Source organism: Streptodolium elevatio (assembly GCF_040649515.1).
Lineage (GTDB): Bacteria > Actinomycetota > Actinomycetes > Streptomycetales > Streptomycetaceae > Yinghuangia > Yinghuangia elevatio.
Window position 1 is genome coordinate 39,879 of record NZ_JBEZFP010000009.1, and the last position, 16,004, is coordinate 55,882.

Below are 16,004 nucleotides of genomic sequence, written 5' to 3' on the forward strand. Positions count from 1 at the left end.
GACCGTAGCAGATGACTAGAACGAACGCTCTATCCAGTAGGCTGCGGACATGAGAGGCAAGCAGGAGGTCGGCACCCGGGACCGCATCGTCCACGCCACGTCGCGCCTGATGCAGCGGCACGGCTACGAGGGGACCGGGCTCAAGGACATCTCGCGGGAGGCCCAGGCCACGCTGGGGTCGGTGTACCACTTCTTCCCCGGCGGGAAGGTCGAGCTCGCGGTCGAGGCGATCGGCCACGGCGACCGGGAGTTCGCGGATCTGCTGCGCGGCGTCCTCGATCGCGAGGACGACCCCGCCGCCGCGATGATCGCGTGCGCCCGCGAACTCGCCGTCGGCATGCGCGACTCCGGCTGGCTGGACGGGTGCCCGGTCACCACCGCGGCGCTGGAGAGCGCCCGCCGCCTCCCGGAGGTACGCGAGGCCGCGGAACGCGCCTTCGTGAACTGGCACGGCATCGTCCGCGACAGGCTTGTGCGCTCAGGCTTCGCCGCCGACGTCGCGGACGATCTCGCGCACACCGTGATCAGCACGTTCGAGGGTGCCGAGATGTCCGCGCAGATCATGCGGAGCACGACGCCCCTGGACGCCGCGGGAACCCACCTGGCGCGGCTGGTCGACTCCTACCGCTGAGCCGGCGGGTCCGCGGGCGGTTCGGGCGGCCGGGGCGACGCCGTTGGTACGGGCGACGCCGACGGCCGGGATGCGGGCGGCTGGGGGGCCGGCGCCCGCGGTGCCGACGGCCGGGGTGCGGGCGCCTGGGGAGTGCTCGAGTGATCGGCGGGCGGTTCCGCGGTGCGCAGCGTGAACAGGGCGGCGGTCTCGGTGATTTCCAGCAACCGCAGCACCGCCGCGCCGGGGGCGAGGGTCAGTTCGACCTGCTCCGCGAGCGCCTGCGTGCGGGCGTGCAGCAGGGCGTGCAGCCCCGTGCTGTCGCAGAAGGTGACGCCTTCGAGGTCGACGTACACGTGTGACGCCCCGTCGCCGAGCAGGGTCTCCAGGGCGCGGCGCAGGCGCGGCGCCGACTCCTGGTCGATCTCGCCGACGACGTGCAGCAGCGCTCGGCCGTTGTCGGCGGCCGCCCGCAGCCGGAGGTCCGGCGTGGGCGGCCGGGGCACGGCGCGGCTGGGGTTCTCGGGCCGTGGGCGTGGCCGCCGAGTCATGTCCGACTCCCTCGCGTACCGGGTGGGGGACTGCTGTTTCAACTGCCGGTGAGGCCGGAACCAGCATGGGGATCGGACCCAAAGCACGTCAAGTAATTCCGGAAGAACTTTTCAGATGTTCTATTGCCGGAATGAGTCGTCCTACGATGGGGTGATGAGTGAGTTCGACGACGCACGTCCCTCGTGGACCTTTCTCACCAATCACGCGCGTGTCCTCGCGGTGATCGCCCGGGACCCCGACGCCCGGGTGCGGGACATCGCCGCCACCTGCCTGCTCACCGAGCGCACCGTGCAGGGCATCCTCGCCGACCTGGAAGAGGCCGGCTACCTCAGGCGCACCAAGACCGGTCGGCGCAACACGTACGAAGTGACCCCGGGCACCTCGCTCCGGCACCCGGCCGACCTCGGCCGCGCGGTCGCGGACGCCCTCGGCCTGCCCGAGGACGCTTTCCACGACGCGCCCCCGGGTGCCGCGGGGAACGGCTCGGGCGCGGTGCGGACGGGGAACGCCGGCGCAGGTGCGGGCGGGGGCGGCCCAGGGGGGACCGGCGGAACAGGTCAGGTCACGCGGTCCTCAGACGGGCCCGGCCCGGGTGGGCCCGGCGCGCTTCCGCAGGTGGACTGAGTCCGCGGTGCTCGCCGACGCGCGCCCGACCGCGGACGTTCTGTGCCGAGAGCGGGCGGGCGGGTCGGCCGCGGCGCGACGACGTACCCGCGATGTGGGGCTCAGCCGAGCGGCTTGGCCAGGCAGACGCTGAGCGGGCTGTCCTTGTAGAAGCCGAAGCGCGGGATGTCGGCGTAGCCGCAGGAGCGGTACAACGCGATCGCCTCCTGCTGGCGCGCGCCCGTCTCCAGGATCATCCGGCGCTGCCCGGCGTCGCGCGCCCGCTGCTCCAACTCGGCGAGCACGGCCCGGGCGAGCCCGCGGCCGCGGGCCTCCGGCCGCACGTACATGCGCTTGAGCTCGGCGTCGCCCGTGTCGTGGCCGGGCTCGTCGTACGAACCGATCCGCCATCCGCCGCACGCCAGCGCGCGGCCCTCCTCGTACACGACCAGGAAAAGTCCCGTCGGCGGGTCGAAGTCCGCCTCGTCGACCGGCGTCTCGTCCGGGTCCCCGTAGCGGTCGACGTATATCTGCTGCACCTCGTCGCACAGCTTGCGTACGTCCGGGTGCCGGTAGCCGAGTGCGGTGAACTCCATCAGGAGAAAATAACCGGCCGCGTCCGCCGGTGCTGCGCCGGGCGGGTCGCGGAGGCGGTGGAGTGCGTGGCACGGTCGGCGGCGGACGCATAGTGCGACCCTTGACGTGGTCTCCCTTTGGGGCTGGACTACTCGGTCGGTCGACACGTGTCGACCGTGTCGGCAGCGTCGACCGCGTCGACGCGAGACCCCGTACCCACCCGAGTGAGGAACGCCCGTGCGCACTCCCCGCCACACCCTCGTGCAGTTCAGCGACGTGCACATCGTGCCCGAGGGCGAGCTGCTCATGGGCACTCTCGACACCCTCACGCAGATGGGCCACGCCCTGGACGCGGTCGAGTCCGCCGATCTGGCCCCCGCCGCACTGCTGTTCACCGGCGACCTCGCCGACACCGGGGACGTCCGCGCCTACCGCCGCCTGCGCGCGTTGGTCGAGCCCGCGGCCGCGCGCATCGGCGCGCCCGCGCTGTTCGGCATGGGCAACCACGACAACCGTGAGGCGTTCCGCGAGGGCCTGCTCGGCACCGAACCCGGCGACGCACCGCACGACTTCGTGCACCGGGCGGGCGACGTACGGGTGATCGTGCTCGACAGCACCACGCCCGGCAGCCACGGAGGCGCCCTCACGGACGACCAACTCGCCTGGCTGCGCGCCGAACTCGCCCAGCCCGCCCCGGCCGGGACGGTCCTCGCGCTGCACCACCCCCCGATCCCCACGCCGCTGGCGTTCCTCGAACGCCTCTCGCTCAAGGACCCCGAGCGCCTGGCCGAGGCCATCGCGGGAACCGACGTGCGCATCGTGCTCACCGGGCACAACCACCACGCGACCTGCGGCGCGCTCGCGGGCGTCCCGGTGTGGGCCGCGCCCGCGGTCGCGTACCGCGCGGACGTGTTCCCGCCCGCGGGCACCTACCAGGGCGTCACCGGCGTCGGCTACACGCGTGTCGACCTGTACGAGGACTGCGCCACCGCGACGTTCGTGCCGGTCGGCCCCGTCGAGGCCGTCTACCACTACGAGCGTGCCAAGGTGGACCGCTACCTCGCGGCGCACGAGGGCTGACCACCGCGGCCTCGGCGGCTGCTACTCGGGGCGGTACGACCCGAAGCACCACTGGTTGCCCTCGGGGTCGCGGGCCACGTACCCGCGACCCCCGTACTCCTCGTCGCGGAGCTCGCGCGTGATCTCCGCACCGGCGGCGACCGCGCGGGCGTAGTGCGCGTCCACGTCGTCGAGGATCAGGTAGAGGCAACTGCCGCCCACCGTCATCTCGATCTGGCCGTCGCCCCCGTCGAGCAGGCTCCCGAGCATGACGCACCCGTTGCCCCAGGCCAGCTGCGCGTGCTGGATCACGTCGCCTTCGCCCGGCACGACCAACGTCGGCTCCAGGCCGAACGCGCCCCGCAGGAACGCGATGGCCGCGGGCGCGTCGCGGTACCGCAGGGCGGGGACCACCTCGGCAATCGGCTTGTCGGACATGGCCGCACTTCCTCTCTTCGGAACTCCGGATCCCCGATCAGCGGTGGAACACCGCTTCCTCCACTCTCGCCCCCGTCGCACCGCGCGTCTTGGACGAATGGGAACGGTCCGCGGCCGGGCCGACAGGAGGGCCGAGAAGGTGGCCGGGCAGGGGAGGCGGTAGCCGTGCCTCAGCCCTCGACGCCCGCACCGTCCGGCCGCAGCGCGGCGAGGTACGCGGTCGGGGTGCAGCCCGCCAGGTCGCGGAAGTCACGGTTCAGGTGCGCCTGGTCGTAGTAGCCGCACACGTCGGCGAGCATCGCCAGCCCGGGCGGCGCGGGGCTGCCCAGCAGGCCCACCGCGTGCCGGAACCGCAGCAGGCGGGCCGCGGCCTTGGGCGGCAGTCCGACTTCGCGGCGGAAGTGCGCCGTGAGGTGGCGGCGGCTCCATCCTGTCTCGTCGGCCAGTTGGGCGACGCCCACGCACCCGCGCGACGCTTCCAGCAGCTCCCAGGACCGTACGACCTCGGGCCGCGGCACCGGCCCCTCCGCGAGCCGGCGCGTCCACACCGCGTCCAGCAGGGCAAAGCGCTCGTCCCAGGTCGCCGCGCAGGCCAGCCGTTCCGGCAGTTCCCGGCCGAAGCCCGCGGCGCCGCCCGCCAGTTCCTCGAACGGCACAATGCGGTCGACGAGTTCGGCCATCGGCAGACCGAGCAGCGTGTACGCGCCCAGCGGTGTCAGGTCGACCTGCACACCCGCCTGGACCCCGACGTGCTCGGTCACCGTCGGCCCGTTGTGCAGACCGGCCACGAACGACACGGTCTCGTCGGGCGCGTCCACCCCGGGGAGTGTGTGCAGGCGAATGGGGTCACCGAAGCTGATGAGCAGCACGACGCGGCGCTCCGCCACCTGGCGGCGCCGCACCGGAACGGTGGATTCCTCGATGTAGCCGCAGTATTCGCCGATCAGGCCGGCCAGCGCCGGGTGCGGGCCGCGGCGGGCCATCTCCCAGGTCCCGAGCACCGAGGCGTGCCGCAGCACCCGAACCGGGACCGGATCGGCGCGAAGGGTGCCGGGAAGTGTCGGGGCCGTGCCCATGTTGCCCAGTGTGGCACCGTTGTCCGACACGGGCAGGCAGGCGCATCGGCGGAGGGGCCGTGACCCGCGGCGGCGGCGACGCGTGCCGGACCGTGTCCGTGCGGACGGGACGCCGCGTACGGGACCGTGCGTACGAGATCGTGCGGACGAGAGAGACAGCCACGAGACCAGGGGAGCCGGCATGCGGATCGCGGTATCGGCGGACGAGGTGGCGGGCGTCGCCGAACTCATCGGCGAGGAACTGAAGCGGCGCGGCCACGAGGTGGAGCTGTTCGGCGCCCTTGTGCCCGGCGAGCGCGCGGACTGGGCCTGGTGTTCCGAGGCCGCCGCGCGGGCCGTCGCCGAGGGACGCGCGGACCAGGCCGTGGTGGCGTGCTGGACCGGCGCCGGGGCGTCCATCGCGGCGAACAAGGTCGCGGGCGTACGAGCCGCGCTGTGCACCGACGCCGTGATGGCCGACGGGGCCCGCAAATGGGCGGACGCCAACGTCCTCGCGCTGAGCCTGCGGCTCACCTCGGCGCCGCTGCTCCAGGAGATGCTGGACGCCTGGTTCGCCGGCGAGCCGAGCGACGACCCCGTGGACCGGGAGAACGTCGCGCACGTCGCCGACATCGGCTGAGCCTCGCGCGTCGCCGAGTCCCGGTTGCGTCATGGTGGGACCGGTCGGCGGGACCGACCGCAGATGTCGATCCCGTCTGCCGATCCCGGACGACCGGCTCAGCGCCCGCCGTTGCGCGAGGCCGACTCGGGGCGCAGGTCCAGGCGGCGCAGCAGCTGCGCGTTCAGGGCCACGACCACGGTCGACAGGCTCATCAGGATCGCCGCCAGTTCCATGGGCATGTCGATCCCGGCCCACGCCAGCGCGCCCGCCGCGATCGGCACGGTCACCAGGTTGTACCCGGCGGCCCACAGCAGGTTCTGCCGCATCTTGGCGTACACGGCCTTGGACAGGCGGCGGATCGAGACGACCGCGCGCGGGTCGTCCGAGGCCAGCACGATCCCGGCGGACTGCACCGCGACGTCGGTGCCCGCCCCGATTGCGATGCCCACGTCCGCGCGGGCCAGCGCCGGGGCGTCGTTGACGCCGTCCCCGACCATCGCCACGCGTCGGCCGCGCCGTTGCAGGGCGGCGACCTTCTCGTCCTTGTCGCGTGGCAGGACCTCGGCGTAGAGGTAGTCCACGCCCAGCTGTCCGGCGACCCATTCGGCGACCGGACGGGCGTCGCCGGTCACCATCGCGGCGCTGACGTGCGTGCGGTGCAGTTCGGCGATGGCTTCGTACGACTCGGGACGCACCTCGTCCTCGAGCGCCAGCGCGCCCTCCAGGCGTCCGTCGGCGACGACGTAGAGGACGGTCGCCCCGTGGCGGGACCACTCCGCGGCCCGGCCCGCGAGCTGTTCGTCCGCGGTCAGGCGTGCGTTGCGGAGCAGTCCTGGGCCGCCCACGCGCACATCGCGCCCGGCCACGTCGGCGCGGATGCCGACGCCCTCCTCGGTACGGAAGTCCCGTACCGGACCCGGCAGGTTCCCGCCGCCGTCCTGCGCGGCCCGGACCACCGCCTTGGCCAGTGGATGGCCGCTGTCGCGCTCGGCCGCGCCCGCCAGGGCCAGCATCTCGCCGGCGTCCCGGCCGTCGGCCGCGGCGTGCGCGGTGACCGCGGGGGCGCCCCTGGTGAGCGTGCCGGTCTTGTCGAACAGCACCGTCTGCACGTCCCGCATGCGCTCCAGGGCGATGCGGTCCTTCACGAGGATGCCCTGCCGGGCCGAGATCTCCGTCGAGATGGCGATGACCAGCGGGATCGCCAGGCCCAGTGCGTGCGGGCATGCGATGACGAGGACGGTGACCATGCGCTCCACCGCGCCGCCCGTCTCGCCGAGCACGGACCACACCACGACGGTCACCAGCGCGGCGGCGAGGGCGTAGTAGAAGAGCAGTGCGGCGGCGCGGTCGGCGAGCGCCTGGGCGCGCGAGCGTGACTTCTGGGCCTCGGCGACCATGCGGCGGATGCCCGCGAGCTGGGTGTCCTCACCGGTCGCGGTGACGGTCACGCGTACGACGTTGTCGATCAGCACGGTCCCGGCGACCACGGTGTCCCCGGCCTGCCGCCGCGCGGGCCGCGACTCGCCGGTGATGAGCGATTCGTCGAACTCGGCCGAGCCCTCGGCGACCTGGCCGTCCGCGGGCACCCGGCCGCCCGCCCGGACAAGCACGGTGTCCCCCGCGGCGAGGTCCGCGATGGGCACGTTGTGCGCGGTCCCGTCGGCGTCGATCCGCTCCGCGGTGTCCGGCAGCAGTTCGGCCAGCGCCTCCAGCGCCCCCGACGCGGCGCCCAGCGCGCGCATTTCGAGCCAGTGGCCGAGCAGCATGATGTCGACCAGCAGAACGAGTTCCCACCAGAAGTCCAGCTCGTGCGAGGCGATCTCCAGCGTGGCCGCCCACGACGCCACGAAGGCGACCGTGATGGCCATCGCGATCAGCGTCATCATGCCGGGCCGGCGGTCGGTCAGTTCGGTGCGGGCGCCGGTCAGGAACGGCATGCCGCCGTACCCGAACACGACCGTGCCCAGCACCGGCGGGATCCAGGTCGAGAGGGGGAACTCCGGCGGCTCGTAGCCGAACAGGTCGGCGAAGCCCGTGCTGAAGACCAGGACCGGCACGGACAGCAGCAGGGAGCGCCAGAACAGGCGGCGGAACACCTCGCCGTGCGCGCCGTGCCCCGCGTGGGCGTCCTGGCCCGCGTGCGGGTCGTGGTTCCCTTGGGTGTCGTGGCGCGCGTGGTCCTTCCGCTCTTCGTGGCCGTCATGGCCTTCGCCCGGGGCGTGGCCACCGTGGCCACTGCCGTGCGCGTCACCGGGCCCGCGGCTTGGGGGCTGCCCGTCGGTGTGCCCGGTGTGCGTCATCTCGGCCTCCTCCGCGTCCGTGTCCATGAACCTATACCCCGTACGGGTACCCAGGCCGGAACTCGTCTAACGTGCCGTTTTGCGGGCGTACGCCCACAGCTCCGGTCCGCACCCGATGCCCGCACACCCGCCGATGTATCCGGATCACCGGAAAATGCGACCCGGCCGGCGACGGACCCGGGGGCGAACCGGGTGCCGAAGCGTTCGGGGGTCTGGCACTGCCCATTTCGCCCGCCGCCGGGGCCGGCGCGCGATCCACTGCGACAATCGAGAACAGGGGACACGGCCACGACGGCGAATTCCATTGCGGCTCAAGGGGGAGCGGTATGACGGAGGACTGGCCCGCGGACTGGGACGACCTGGTCAAGGGCGTCGGCTGTGGGATGTGCGCGCAGGGGAGGCCGGAGCGTACCGAGTACGGCGTGCTCATCCGCGCGGGCGAGCACACCGACGCCTACCTCCAACGCGCGGAGGTGCGTCCGGGCTACAGCCTCGTCGTCTGGCGCGGCAGACACGTCACCGAGCCGACGGAACTGAGCGCGGACGAGGCGACCTCGTACTGGGCGGACGTCCTCGCCGTGGCGCGCGGCCTGATCGCCTGCTACCGGCCGCTCAAGATGAACTACGAGACGCTCGGCAACAGCCTGCCGCACCTGCACACCCACCTCGTCCCGCGCTACCGCGTGGACCCCGCCCCGGGCCGCCCGTTCCCGCTCGGGCCGGGGGAGGCAAAGCTCCCGGACTCCGAGATCGAACACCAGGCGGCCCGGCTGCGGGCGCACTTCGAGCGGCATCCGAACGGCGCCGGCGAGGGGTAGCCGCCGGGGCGGGCGGCAGCGCCGTTTCCCGGAAGTGCCGGATGGACGGCCGGTGTCCGGCGGGCACAATGCGGTCGGGGGGTGGTTGTGCGATGTGGGATGCGCGGACTCGGGGGCGTCCGCCGTGGTTGCCGGCGAAGGCAACTGGGCACACCTGCCCGGTGTCCCCGGCCGATCGCGACTGGATCAAGCGGTGGTACCGGCGCCTGACCGCGGAGTTCGGCCGCGAGATCGCGCTGCCGACACCGGACTTCGTCCCGTCCGCGGTGAGGCACGACAGCGGCGGCCGCTCCCGGCACACGGTCGGCAGGTACCGGCGCTTCTACCGGGCGAGCACATTCGACCCCGTCGACCGCCGACCACCCTCGTGGCGACCCTCGGCCACGCGCTGGCCCACGCCCGACTGCTCGGCGAAGGCCGGACCGGGTTCGACGGACCGGAGCACGAGAACATCACCGACCTCGCGACGGTGTTCTTCGGCATGGGCGTGTTCACCGCCAACGCCGCCGCCTTCACCCGCGCCACGCGCGCCGCGGCCTGGGCGGCCGCCCCGCTGGGCGACTTCGACGACAGCACGCTCAACGGAGTCGACTACTTCTGTCCGTCGCCTAGGACTACCTCGACCCCGCGCAAATCGGGTACGCCCTGGCCTGCCACTGCCGGCTGCGCGGCGAACTCGATCCACCCTGGGCCCGGTACGTGGCCGCGGCGCCTCGCCGCGCCGCAGCAGGGCATCGCCTACCTCCGCCACCGCACGGGACACCACGACTGGTTCTTGGAGTCGGGGACCCGCCGACTCCGGACACGAAGAGCAGGTCCCGGCCCGTCGGAGGGTCGGCCGGTTGGCCGGTTGCTAGGTTCGCGGGATGACAGTGGCATTGATCGACTCCGGGCTCGGACTCCTCCCCACGGCCGGCTGGCTGCGCCGACTGGCCCCGAGCCTCGACCTGCTCCTGCTGCTCGACCCGGACGGTATGCCGTGGGGCTCTAAGTCGGCGCAATTCGTCACCGACCGGCTGCTCGCGGGCGGCGAGGTCGCGGTCGAGCGCGGAGCGCAGGCCCTCGTCGTGCCGTGCAACACCGCCACGGTCACCGCGATCGACACACTTCGCGAGCGATTCGAGCCGGACATCCCGGTCATCGGCACCGTCCCCGCCGTCAAGCCGGCCGCGGCCGCGGGGGTGCCGATCGCCGTGTGGGCGACCGTGCGAACCACCCAGAGCGACTACCAGCAGCGCCTGATCGCCGAACACGCGGACGGCATCGAGGTGTTTCCCGTCGCCTGCCCAGGACTCGCGGAGGCGGTGGACCGCGGCGACGGCGCCGCTATCGCCCAGGCCGTCGCCGCGGCGGTCGAGCAGACACCACGCGCGTGCGGGTCGGTCGTGCTCGGCTGCACGCACTACCCGCTGGTCGCCGAACAGATCTTGCTCGGCCTTCCCGAGGCCACCACGTTGTACGACAGCGCCGAAGCCGTCGCCCGGCAGGCGCTCCGCAGGCTCGGCACCGACCACGCACCGTCCGCCACTCCCGGCCGCGTGGACGTGGTTGCCAACGGTCGCCCCGGCGTCCTGCCGCCGGCCGCGCACCGGTACCCCGTGGGCCGGGCACTGGCGGCCGCGGCGCCGATGCCGCTGGAGTTCCTGCCGCCCGCGGTGTCGGTGCGCGGCGCGACGAGCGGGACGCTGCTGCTGGAGTGACCGCCGGTCGTGGCGCCGTATGGTTCGGCGCTGCCCGTAGAACCCCTGCGCTCTCAGCCCTTTCCATAGGCATTGCGGCTGTACGACCGTGCGGCTGTGGGCTGTGGGCTGTGGGCTGTGGGCTGTGGGCTGTGGGCTGCGGGCTGCGGGCTGCGGGGTTGTGGGTCTCGGGCTCAGTGGTCCGCGTGGTCGTCGTCTTCCGCGAGCCGGGATCCGCGGAGCATGAACCACGCGGCGACGGCGGCGGCGACGAGGACGGCCGCGCCCGCGCCCGCGGCTATGCGCAGGCCGTCGAGGAACGCGTCCTGCGCCGAGGCGGCCAGCGCGGTGCCCAGCGGGTCCGGCAGGGCGCCGGCCGCGTCGACCGCGCCGGCAAAGGAGTCGTTCGCCGCGTGCGCGGCCGAGCCGTCGACGCCGGACGGCACGGTGAGGTGCCCGCGGTAGACGCCGGTGATCACCGAGCCGAGCAGCGCGATGCCGAGTGCCGCGCCGAGTTCGTACGCGGTCTCCGAGATCGCCGACGCCGCGCCCGCGTTCTCCTTCGGCGCGCTGGACATGATCAGGTCGGCGGTCACGGTGAACGACAGCCCCGCGCCCAGGCCGACGAACAGCAGCGCGGTACCGACGAGCGCATAGTGCGAGCCGTCGTCCAGCGCCACGAGCGCGCCCAGTGCCAGGCCCACCGCCGCGAGACCCGTGGAGACCACGAGGCGCGGCGACAGGCGGCGGGCGATCAGCCCGGCCACGACGCCGGTGAAGACGGCGCCGACGGTCGCGGGCAGTTCGGCCAGACCGGCCTTGAGCGGGCTGAGGCCCTGCACGAGCTGGAAGTACTGCGACAGGAAGAACACCACGCCCGACAGCCCGAAGACGGTGAGCAGGTCGGCCAGCACCGCACCGGAGAAGTTGCGGTTGCGGAACAGCCGCATGTCCAGCAGCGGCACCGGTAGCGAGAACTGGCGACGGGTGAACCAAACGAGCGCGGCCACCCCGAGGACGCCGGACGCCACCGCCTCCCAGTGCGGGCCGTACGCGGCCGTCTCCTTGACCGCGTACACGACGGCGATCATGCCGACCAGCGACAACAGCGCGCTGGGGACGTCCCACGGACCCGGGTTCGGGTTACGGGACTCCGGCAGCACCCTGACGCCGACGACGATCAGCAGAGCCATCACCGGCAGGTTGATCATGAAGACCGAGCCCCACCAGAAGTGTTCCAGGAGCAGCCCGCCGACCACCGGGCCGACCGCGGCACCGGCCATCGACATCGCACCCCAGATGCCGATCGCGAAGCTGCGCTCACGCGGGTCGGGGAACAGGTTGCGGATCAGGGCCAATGTCGACGGCATGAGCGTCGCACCCGCGACACCCATCGCCGCGCGGGCGGCGATCAGCGCCTCGGCGGACGGAGCGTACGCCGCGACCAGCGACAGCAGGCCGAACGCCGCCGAGCCCCACAGCAGCAGCCGCTTGCGGCCCAGCCGGTCGCCGAGTGTGCCCATGGACACCAGCAGACCCGCGATGACGAACGAGTACGCGTCCCCGATCCACAGCAACTGCGAGCCGGACGGCTGGAGATCCGCGCTGAGGAACGGCACGGCCAGCCCCAGCACGGTCGCGTCGATCGCGACGAGCAGTACGGCCAGCGTCAGCACGGTCAGGGCGAGCCAGCGGCCCGGGTGCGCGCCCTCGCCCTCGGCGTGGCCGGAGGATGCGGTCTTGCCCGGAGGGCCGGCGGGTGAGTGCGTTGTGGTGTCGGCGGGTGAGTGGTTCACGGGAAGTCCCAGGTCAGGGTGGGGCAGGTAGGGGAGAAGCAGCGGAAAGTGGGCGGCGGAAAGGAGGGAGGCGTCGCAGGGACGAATTCACGGGGCGTGGGACGGAGAGGTGTCGCGATCAGACACCCCGCAGGTGGTCGGACCGGGCGGGATCGGGTGCACGGGCGGGCCGTGGGCGGCGTCGCCGAGGGCTCGGAGAGGTCCGGGCCGGCGGGCGGAGTCGCGGGGGAGGAGCAGCGAGCGGGCAGGGCGTCCGCAGAGAGTGGGTGGGAAGTGCGGGGGAGGACGGGGCCGAAGAGGTCTCCGGGACCTAGGACTCCCGCCGCAGCACCCCGCCGAGCAGGAGCTCGACGACCACGCGCGGCGCCTCGCGCCGGGCGAGCCGCCCGTCGCGCACGGACCAGCCGGCCCCGACGGCCAGTGAGAACGCCGCCTCGCTGATCCACTGCGCGGGCAGGTCGACGCGTACCGTTCCGGCCAATTGGCCCTCGCGTACGACCGCGGTCACGCGCCCGTCGATGCGCTCCCACGCGGCGTCGATCTCAGGGACGTCCAGCAGCGCGTTCTCGCCGTAGAGGAACCCGAGGAACTCGGCGATCGGCATCAGCTCGTCCACCAGCCGCCGCAACGCGTCGCCCGCGTCGCCCTCTTCGATGCGGGCCGCGTCGACCGCGGCCTCCACCTGCTCCAGCGCGCGGGCCCCGAGAGCGAGGGCGAGGGCGTCGCGCCCCGGGTAGAGCCGGTGCAGGGTCGCCCGGCTGATCCCGGCCGCACGCGCGATCTCGTCCATGGAGGACGCGGGACGCCGGATCAACTGGGTCGCGGCTTCGCGCAGGACGTGCTCGCGGTCGGTGGACATGATCCGATGATACCTCATATGAGACATGAATGTCTCAGTGGATTTCCTCCGTGCGGCCCCGCGCGGTCAACCGCCCTTCCGGAGCGCGGTCCGCGGGTGGTAGCAAGAACTTGACCAGAGCTAAGAAAACCGGTTTTCTCAGGTGCTGCACGCGGTTCTCCGCGACGCACCCACGGCACAGGCGACGACGGCACGGAGGCCCGATGTCCGACAACCCGACCAGCACCGCCCCCGACGCAGGCCAGGGCGCCGCGCGTGATCCGTTCGACCTGACCGGACGCGTGGCGATCGTCACCGGCGGCAGCCGCGGCATCGGCCTGGCCATCGCCAAGGGCTTCGCGGCGCGCGGCGCCAAGGTCGTGGTCGCCAGCCGCAAGGCCGACTCGTGCGACGCGGCGGTCAAGGACATCGAGGCCACGGGCGGCGAGGCCCTCGCCGTCGCCACGCACATGGGCGAACTCGACGCGCTGCAGAACCTCGTGGACCGTACGGTCGAGCGCTTCGGCGGCATCGACATCGTGGTCAACAACGCCGCGAACCCGCTCACCCTCCCGATCGGGCAGTACACGCCCGAGGCGTGGGAGAAGTCGTTCCACGTCAACCTGCGCGGCCCGGTGTTCCTGACCCAGTACGCGCTGCCGCACCTGCGCCGCAGCACAGTCGGCGCCTCCGTCATCAACGTGATCAGCGCCGGGGTCTTCCTGCGCTCGGAGCCGACGTCGCTGTACGCCTCGGCGAAGTCCGGCCTGCTGGCGTTCACCCGCTCCGCGGCCGGCGCCCTCGCCCCCGAGAACATCCGCGTCAACGCCCTGGCCCCCGGCACCGTCGACACCGACATGGTGCGCAACAACACGCCCGAGGTCGTCGCGTCGATGGCCAAGTCGTCCCCGATGGGCCGCATGGCCGCGCCGGAGGAGATGGTCGGCCCCGCGCTGCTGCTCGCCTCGGACGCGGGCAGCTACATCACCGGCCAGGTGATCAGCCCCGACGGTGGTCTGACCGTCCACTGACGCGGAACACGAAAGGCGAAGGCCCAAAGCGAAGGCCCAAAGCGCAGCACCGAAAGCGAAGGCCCAGAGCGGAATCGCGGAAAGCCGAGGCCGGCAAGTCCCCGCCCGATCGGGGGACTTGCCGGCCTTGGCCGGGAACGGCGTGCGGCGCGCCGTGCCCGGAAGCCCGAGCCCTGAACGCCGAGCCCTGAACGCCGAGTGCTGAGCCATGGGCAGGAACCCGTCAGGCGCGGGCCGTCACCGGGGCGGCGTCCGCGGCGGGGCCCGGTCCGGCGTCCTGCCCGGCGTCCGGGGAGTCGTCGTTCCCGGCGTCCGGAACCGTGCCCGCCGCGGTCGGCGGCACGTGCCGCAGGGCCACGAGAACCAGCACGGTCAGCGCCACGATGAGCGCCGTCGCCACCACCGACACCGCACCCAGGCCGCTCACGAACGCTTCGCGGGCCGGCTCCATGAGCGACCGCGCGACCGTGTCCGGCAGTTCGGCCGCCGCGGCGTGCGCCCCGGCCATCGAGTCCTCCGCGGCACTCGCCGCGTCCGCCGGCACCGACTCGGGGATCCGCCCCGACAGCTCGTCGCGGTAGACCGCGGTGCCGATGCTGCCGATCACCGCCACGCCGAACGCGATGCCGAGCTCACCGCCCGTGGAGTGCATCGCGGACGCCGAACCCGCCTTCTCCTGCGGAGCCGACCCGACCACCAGGTCGGTGGCCAGCGACATCTCCGGGCCGGTGCCGGCGTACAGCAGGATGAACCCGGTGACCAGGATCGCGAGTCCGCCCTCGTCGACCTGGGTGAGCAGCGCGTAGCCGGTCGCGGAGACGAGCATCGAGACGGTCAGCACGTACGCGGGGCGGATCCGCCGGGTGAGCACCGGCGCGAGCATCGACGTGCCGATCAGGGCGAGCGATCCCGGCACCAGCAGCAGTCCCGATTCGAGCGGGGACAGCTCCTCGACGAGTTGCAGGTACTGCGTGATGAACAGGTACGTGCCGCCCAGCGCCGCACCGACCAGCGTGCTGGTGGCCAGGGCCGCACTGAAAGACCGGTTCGCGAACAGGCGTATGTCCAGCAGCGGGTGCTCCAGGCCGCGCTGCCGCAGCGCGAACCACACGCCCATGGCCACCCCGACGACCAGCGCGCCGACCGAGACGCCGTCCACGCCGTGTTTGGCGATCTGCTTGATGCCGTAGACGATCGGCAGGATGGCGGCCAGCGACAGCACGACGCTCACCAGGTCGAGGCGACCGCCCTCGGGGTTGCGGTACTCCGGCAGCAGGAGTGGGCCGGCCACCAGCAGCACGCCCATGATCGGAACCGCCAGCAGGAACACCGAGCCCCACCAGAAGACCTCCAGCATCAGCCCGCCGATGACCGGGCCGAGCGCGACGCCCACCGAGAACGCCGCGGCCCAGACGCCCATCGCGAACGCCCGCTGCCGCGGATCGCGGAACAGCAGGCCGATCAGCGACAGCGTGGACGGCATGATGCTCGCGCCCGCCACCCCCAGCAGGGCACGGGCGGCGATCAGGGTCTCGGCGTTCGGCGCGTACGCCGCGAGCAGCGACGCCGCCCCGAACGCCAGCGCGCCGACCAGCAGGACCTTGCGCCTGCCGATGCGGTCGCCCAGCGTGCCCATGGTCACCATGAAGCCCGCGATCATGAAGCTGTAGATGTCCATGATCCAGAGCATCTGGGTGCTGCTCGGATCGAGATCCGCGCTCAGTTGTGGTGCCGCGAGATAGAGCAGCGTGACGTCGAATGACAGCAGCAGCGTCGCGAGGGCCAGCACGGCCAGGCCCAGCCACGCCCGGCGGTCGGCCCGGGCCGGGACTTCGGCGCCTGCGGCGGCGGTGACATGCATGACGGACTCCTGAGGAAGACGGGGACGAGAACAGGCGGGCGGTCGCGGGGTGGTCGCGGGGCGGCCTATGGCGGCCAGGTGACGCGGACGGGGCGGGGCGGCCGGGAGGACGTGGCCGGGGGGCCGGCCGGACCGCCCGCGTTCGACCGACAACCGCACACTGCCG

At 72.9% G+C, this 16,004-nt stretch carries 15 protein-coding genes; 7 read left to right on the forward strand and 8 right to left on the reverse strand.

Annotation, left to right across the window (positions count from 1 at the left end):
* Window positions 1-49 precede the first annotated feature (49 nt).
* Entirely contained in the window at window positions 50-631 is a 582-nt protein-coding gene (locus tag AB0C36_RS05390) for a TetR/AcrR family transcriptional regulator (RefSeq protein ID WP_358349562.1), read from the forward strand.
* On the opposite strand, the gene AB0C36_RS05395 is transcribed toward AB0C36_RS05390, so the two are convergent.
* The gene (locus tag AB0C36_RS05395) at window positions 622-1,161 is read right to left on the reverse strand and encodes an STAS domain-containing protein (protein ID WP_358349565.1); all 540 of its coding nucleotides are present in this window, start codon (window positions 1,159-1,161) and stop codon (window positions 622-624) included. The genes AB0C36_RS05390 and AB0C36_RS05395 overlap by 10 nt on opposite strands.
* Before the next feature lie 154 nt (window positions 1,162-1,315).
* Here AB0C36_RS05395 and AB0C36_RS43190 point away from each other — a divergent pair, with 154 nt between their 5' ends.
* Window positions 1,316-1,786, forward strand: a complete 471-nt coding sequence (locus AB0C36_RS43190; protein WP_435838984.1) for a helix-turn-helix transcriptional regulator — start codon at window positions 1,316-1,318, stop codon at window positions 1,784-1,786.
* 101 nt (window positions 1,787-1,887) lie between these two features.
* Here the strand turns inward: AB0C36_RS43190 and AB0C36_RS05405 are convergent, their stop codons facing one another.
* Window positions 1,888-2,361, reverse strand: coding sequence for a GNAT family N-acetyltransferase (locus tag AB0C36_RS05405; RefSeq protein WP_358349568.1), 474 nt, complete (start codon window positions 2,359-2,361; stop codon window positions 1,888-1,890).
* Window positions 2,362-2,578: 217 nt separating this feature from the next.
* Here AB0C36_RS05405 and AB0C36_RS05410 point away from each other — a divergent pair, with 217 nt between their 5' ends.
* On the forward strand, window positions 2,579-3,421 hold the full coding sequence (locus tag AB0C36_RS05410) for a metallophosphoesterase (RefSeq protein WP_358349570.1): 843 nt from the start codon (window positions 2,579-2,581) through the stop codon (window positions 3,419-3,421).
* A gap of 21 nt (window positions 3,422-3,442) precedes the next feature.
* Here AB0C36_RS05410 and AB0C36_RS05415 read toward each other — a convergent pair whose 3' ends face one another.
* A complete protein-coding gene (locus AB0C36_RS05415; RefSeq protein WP_358349573.1) occupies window positions 3,443-3,838 on the reverse strand; it encodes a VOC family protein in 396 nt (131 codons plus the stop codon).
* A 170-nt stretch (window positions 3,839-4,008) separates the two neighbouring features.
* Window positions 4,009-4,914, reverse strand: coding sequence for a helix-turn-helix domain-containing protein (locus AB0C36_RS05420; RefSeq protein WP_358349576.1), 906 nt, complete (start codon window positions 4,912-4,914; stop codon window positions 4,009-4,011).
* 181 nt (window positions 4,915-5,095) lie between these two features.
* On the opposite strand from AB0C36_RS05420, the gene AB0C36_RS05425 reads away from it, so the two are divergent.
* The gene (locus AB0C36_RS05425; RefSeq protein ID WP_358349579.1) at window positions 5,096-5,533 is read left to right on the forward strand and encodes an RpiB/LacA/LacB family sugar-phosphate isomerase; all 438 of its coding nucleotides are present in this window, start codon (window positions 5,096-5,098) and stop codon (window positions 5,531-5,533) included.
* A gap of 98 nt (window positions 5,534-5,631) precedes the next feature.
* Here AB0C36_RS05425 and AB0C36_RS05430 read toward each other — a convergent pair whose 3' ends face one another.
* The gene (locus AB0C36_RS05430) at window positions 5,632-7,842 is read right to left on the reverse strand and encodes a heavy metal translocating P-type ATPase (RefSeq protein ID WP_358349582.1); all 2,211 of its coding nucleotides are present in this window, start codon (window positions 7,840-7,842) and stop codon (window positions 5,632-5,634) included.
* 299 nt (window positions 7,843-8,141) lie between these two features.
* On the opposite strand from AB0C36_RS05430, the gene AB0C36_RS05435 reads away from it, so the two are divergent.
* Both AB0C36_RS05435 and AB0C36_RS05440 read left to right on the forward strand, forming a co-directional pair.
* Window positions 8,142-8,633 carry an HIT family protein gene (locus AB0C36_RS05435; protein ID WP_358349585.1) on the forward strand — a complete coding sequence of 164 codons (492 nt, stop codon included), beginning with the start codon at window positions 8,142-8,144 and terminating at the stop codon, window positions 8,631-8,633.
* 866 nt (window positions 8,634-9,499) lie between these two features.
* On the forward strand, window positions 9,500-10,333 hold the full coding sequence (locus AB0C36_RS05440) for a glutamate racemase (protein WP_358349588.1): 834 nt from the start codon (window positions 9,500-9,502) through the stop codon (window positions 10,331-10,333).
* 173 nt (window positions 10,334-10,506) lie between these two features.
* Here AB0C36_RS05440 and AB0C36_RS05445 read toward each other — a convergent pair whose 3' ends face one another.
* A complete protein-coding gene (locus AB0C36_RS05445; RefSeq protein WP_435838987.1) occupies window positions 10,507-11,994 on the reverse strand; it encodes an MFS transporter in 1,488 nt (495 codons plus the stop codon).
* Window positions 11,995-12,418: 424 nt separating this feature from the next.
* The gene (locus AB0C36_RS05450) at window positions 12,419-12,967 is read right to left on the reverse strand and encodes a TetR/AcrR family transcriptional regulator (RefSeq protein ID WP_358349591.1); all 549 of its coding nucleotides are present in this window, start codon (window positions 12,965-12,967) and stop codon (window positions 12,419-12,421) included.
* Window positions 12,968-13,170: 203 nt separating this feature from the next.
* Between AB0C36_RS05450 and AB0C36_RS05455 the strand changes: the two genes are divergently transcribed.
* Window positions 13,171-13,977, forward strand: coding sequence for an SDR family NAD(P)-dependent oxidoreductase (locus AB0C36_RS05455; protein ID WP_358349593.1), 807 nt, complete (start codon window positions 13,171-13,173; stop codon window positions 13,975-13,977).
* Window positions 13,978-14,200: 223 nt separating this feature from the next.
* Here AB0C36_RS05455 and AB0C36_RS05460 read toward each other — a convergent pair whose 3' ends face one another.
* The gene (locus tag AB0C36_RS05460) at window positions 14,201-15,838 is read right to left on the reverse strand and encodes an MFS transporter (RefSeq protein ID WP_358349596.1); all 1,638 of its coding nucleotides are present in this window, start codon (window positions 15,836-15,838) and stop codon (window positions 14,201-14,203) included.
* Window positions 15,839-16,004 lie beyond the last annotated feature (166 nt).

Excerpts from the sequence above, each read along its gene's own strand:
- AB0C36_RS05420 (WP_358349576.1), bottom strand. The coding sequence starts at position 4,914 with ATGGGCACGGCCCCGACACTTCCCGGCACCCTTCGCGCCGATCCGGTC.
- AB0C36_RS43190 (WP_435838984.1), top strand. The coding sequence starts at position 1,316 with ATGAGTGAGTTCGACGACGCACGTCCCTCGTGGACCTTTCTCACCAAT.
- AB0C36_RS05450 (WP_358349591.1), bottom strand. The coding sequence starts at position 12,967 with ATGTCCACCGACCGCGAGCACGTCCTGCGCGAAGCCGCGACCCAGTTG.
- AB0C36_RS05460 (WP_358349596.1), bottom strand. The coding sequence starts at position 15,838 with ATGCATGTCACCGCCGCCGCAGGCGCCGAAGTCCCGGCCCGGGCCGAC.
- AB0C36_RS05430 (WP_358349582.1), bottom strand. The coding sequence starts at position 7,842 with ATGGACACGGACGCGGAGGAGGCCGAGATGACGCACACCGGGCACACC.
- AB0C36_RS05425 (WP_358349579.1), top strand. The coding sequence starts at position 5,096 with ATGCGGATCGCGGTATCGGCGGACGAGGTGGCGGGCGTCGCCGAACTC.
- AB0C36_RS05390 (WP_358349562.1), top strand. The coding sequence starts at position 50 with ATGAGAGGCAAGCAGGAGGTCGGCACCCGGGACCGCATCGTCCACGCC.
- AB0C36_RS05415 (WP_358349573.1), bottom strand. The coding sequence starts at position 3,838 with ATGTCCGACAAGCCGATTGCCGAGGTGGTCCCCGCCCTGCGGTACCGC.
- AB0C36_RS05435 (WP_358349585.1), top strand. The coding sequence starts at position 8,142 with ATGACGGAGGACTGGCCCGCGGACTGGGACGACCTGGTCAAGGGCGTC.
- AB0C36_RS05455 (WP_358349593.1), top strand. The coding sequence starts at position 13,171 with ATGTCCGACAACCCGACCAGCACCGCCCCCGACGCAGGCCAGGGCGCC.
- AB0C36_RS05440 (WP_358349588.1), top strand. The coding sequence starts at position 9,500 with ATGACAGTGGCATTGATCGACTCCGGGCTCGGACTCCTCCCCACGGCC.
- AB0C36_RS05405 (WP_358349568.1), bottom strand. The coding sequence starts at position 2,361 with ATGGAGTTCACCGCACTCGGCTACCGGCACCCGGACGTACGCAAGCTG.
- AB0C36_RS05395 (WP_358349565.1), bottom strand. The coding sequence starts at position 1,161 with ATGACTCGGCGGCCACGCCCACGGCCCGAGAACCCCAGCCGCGCCGTG.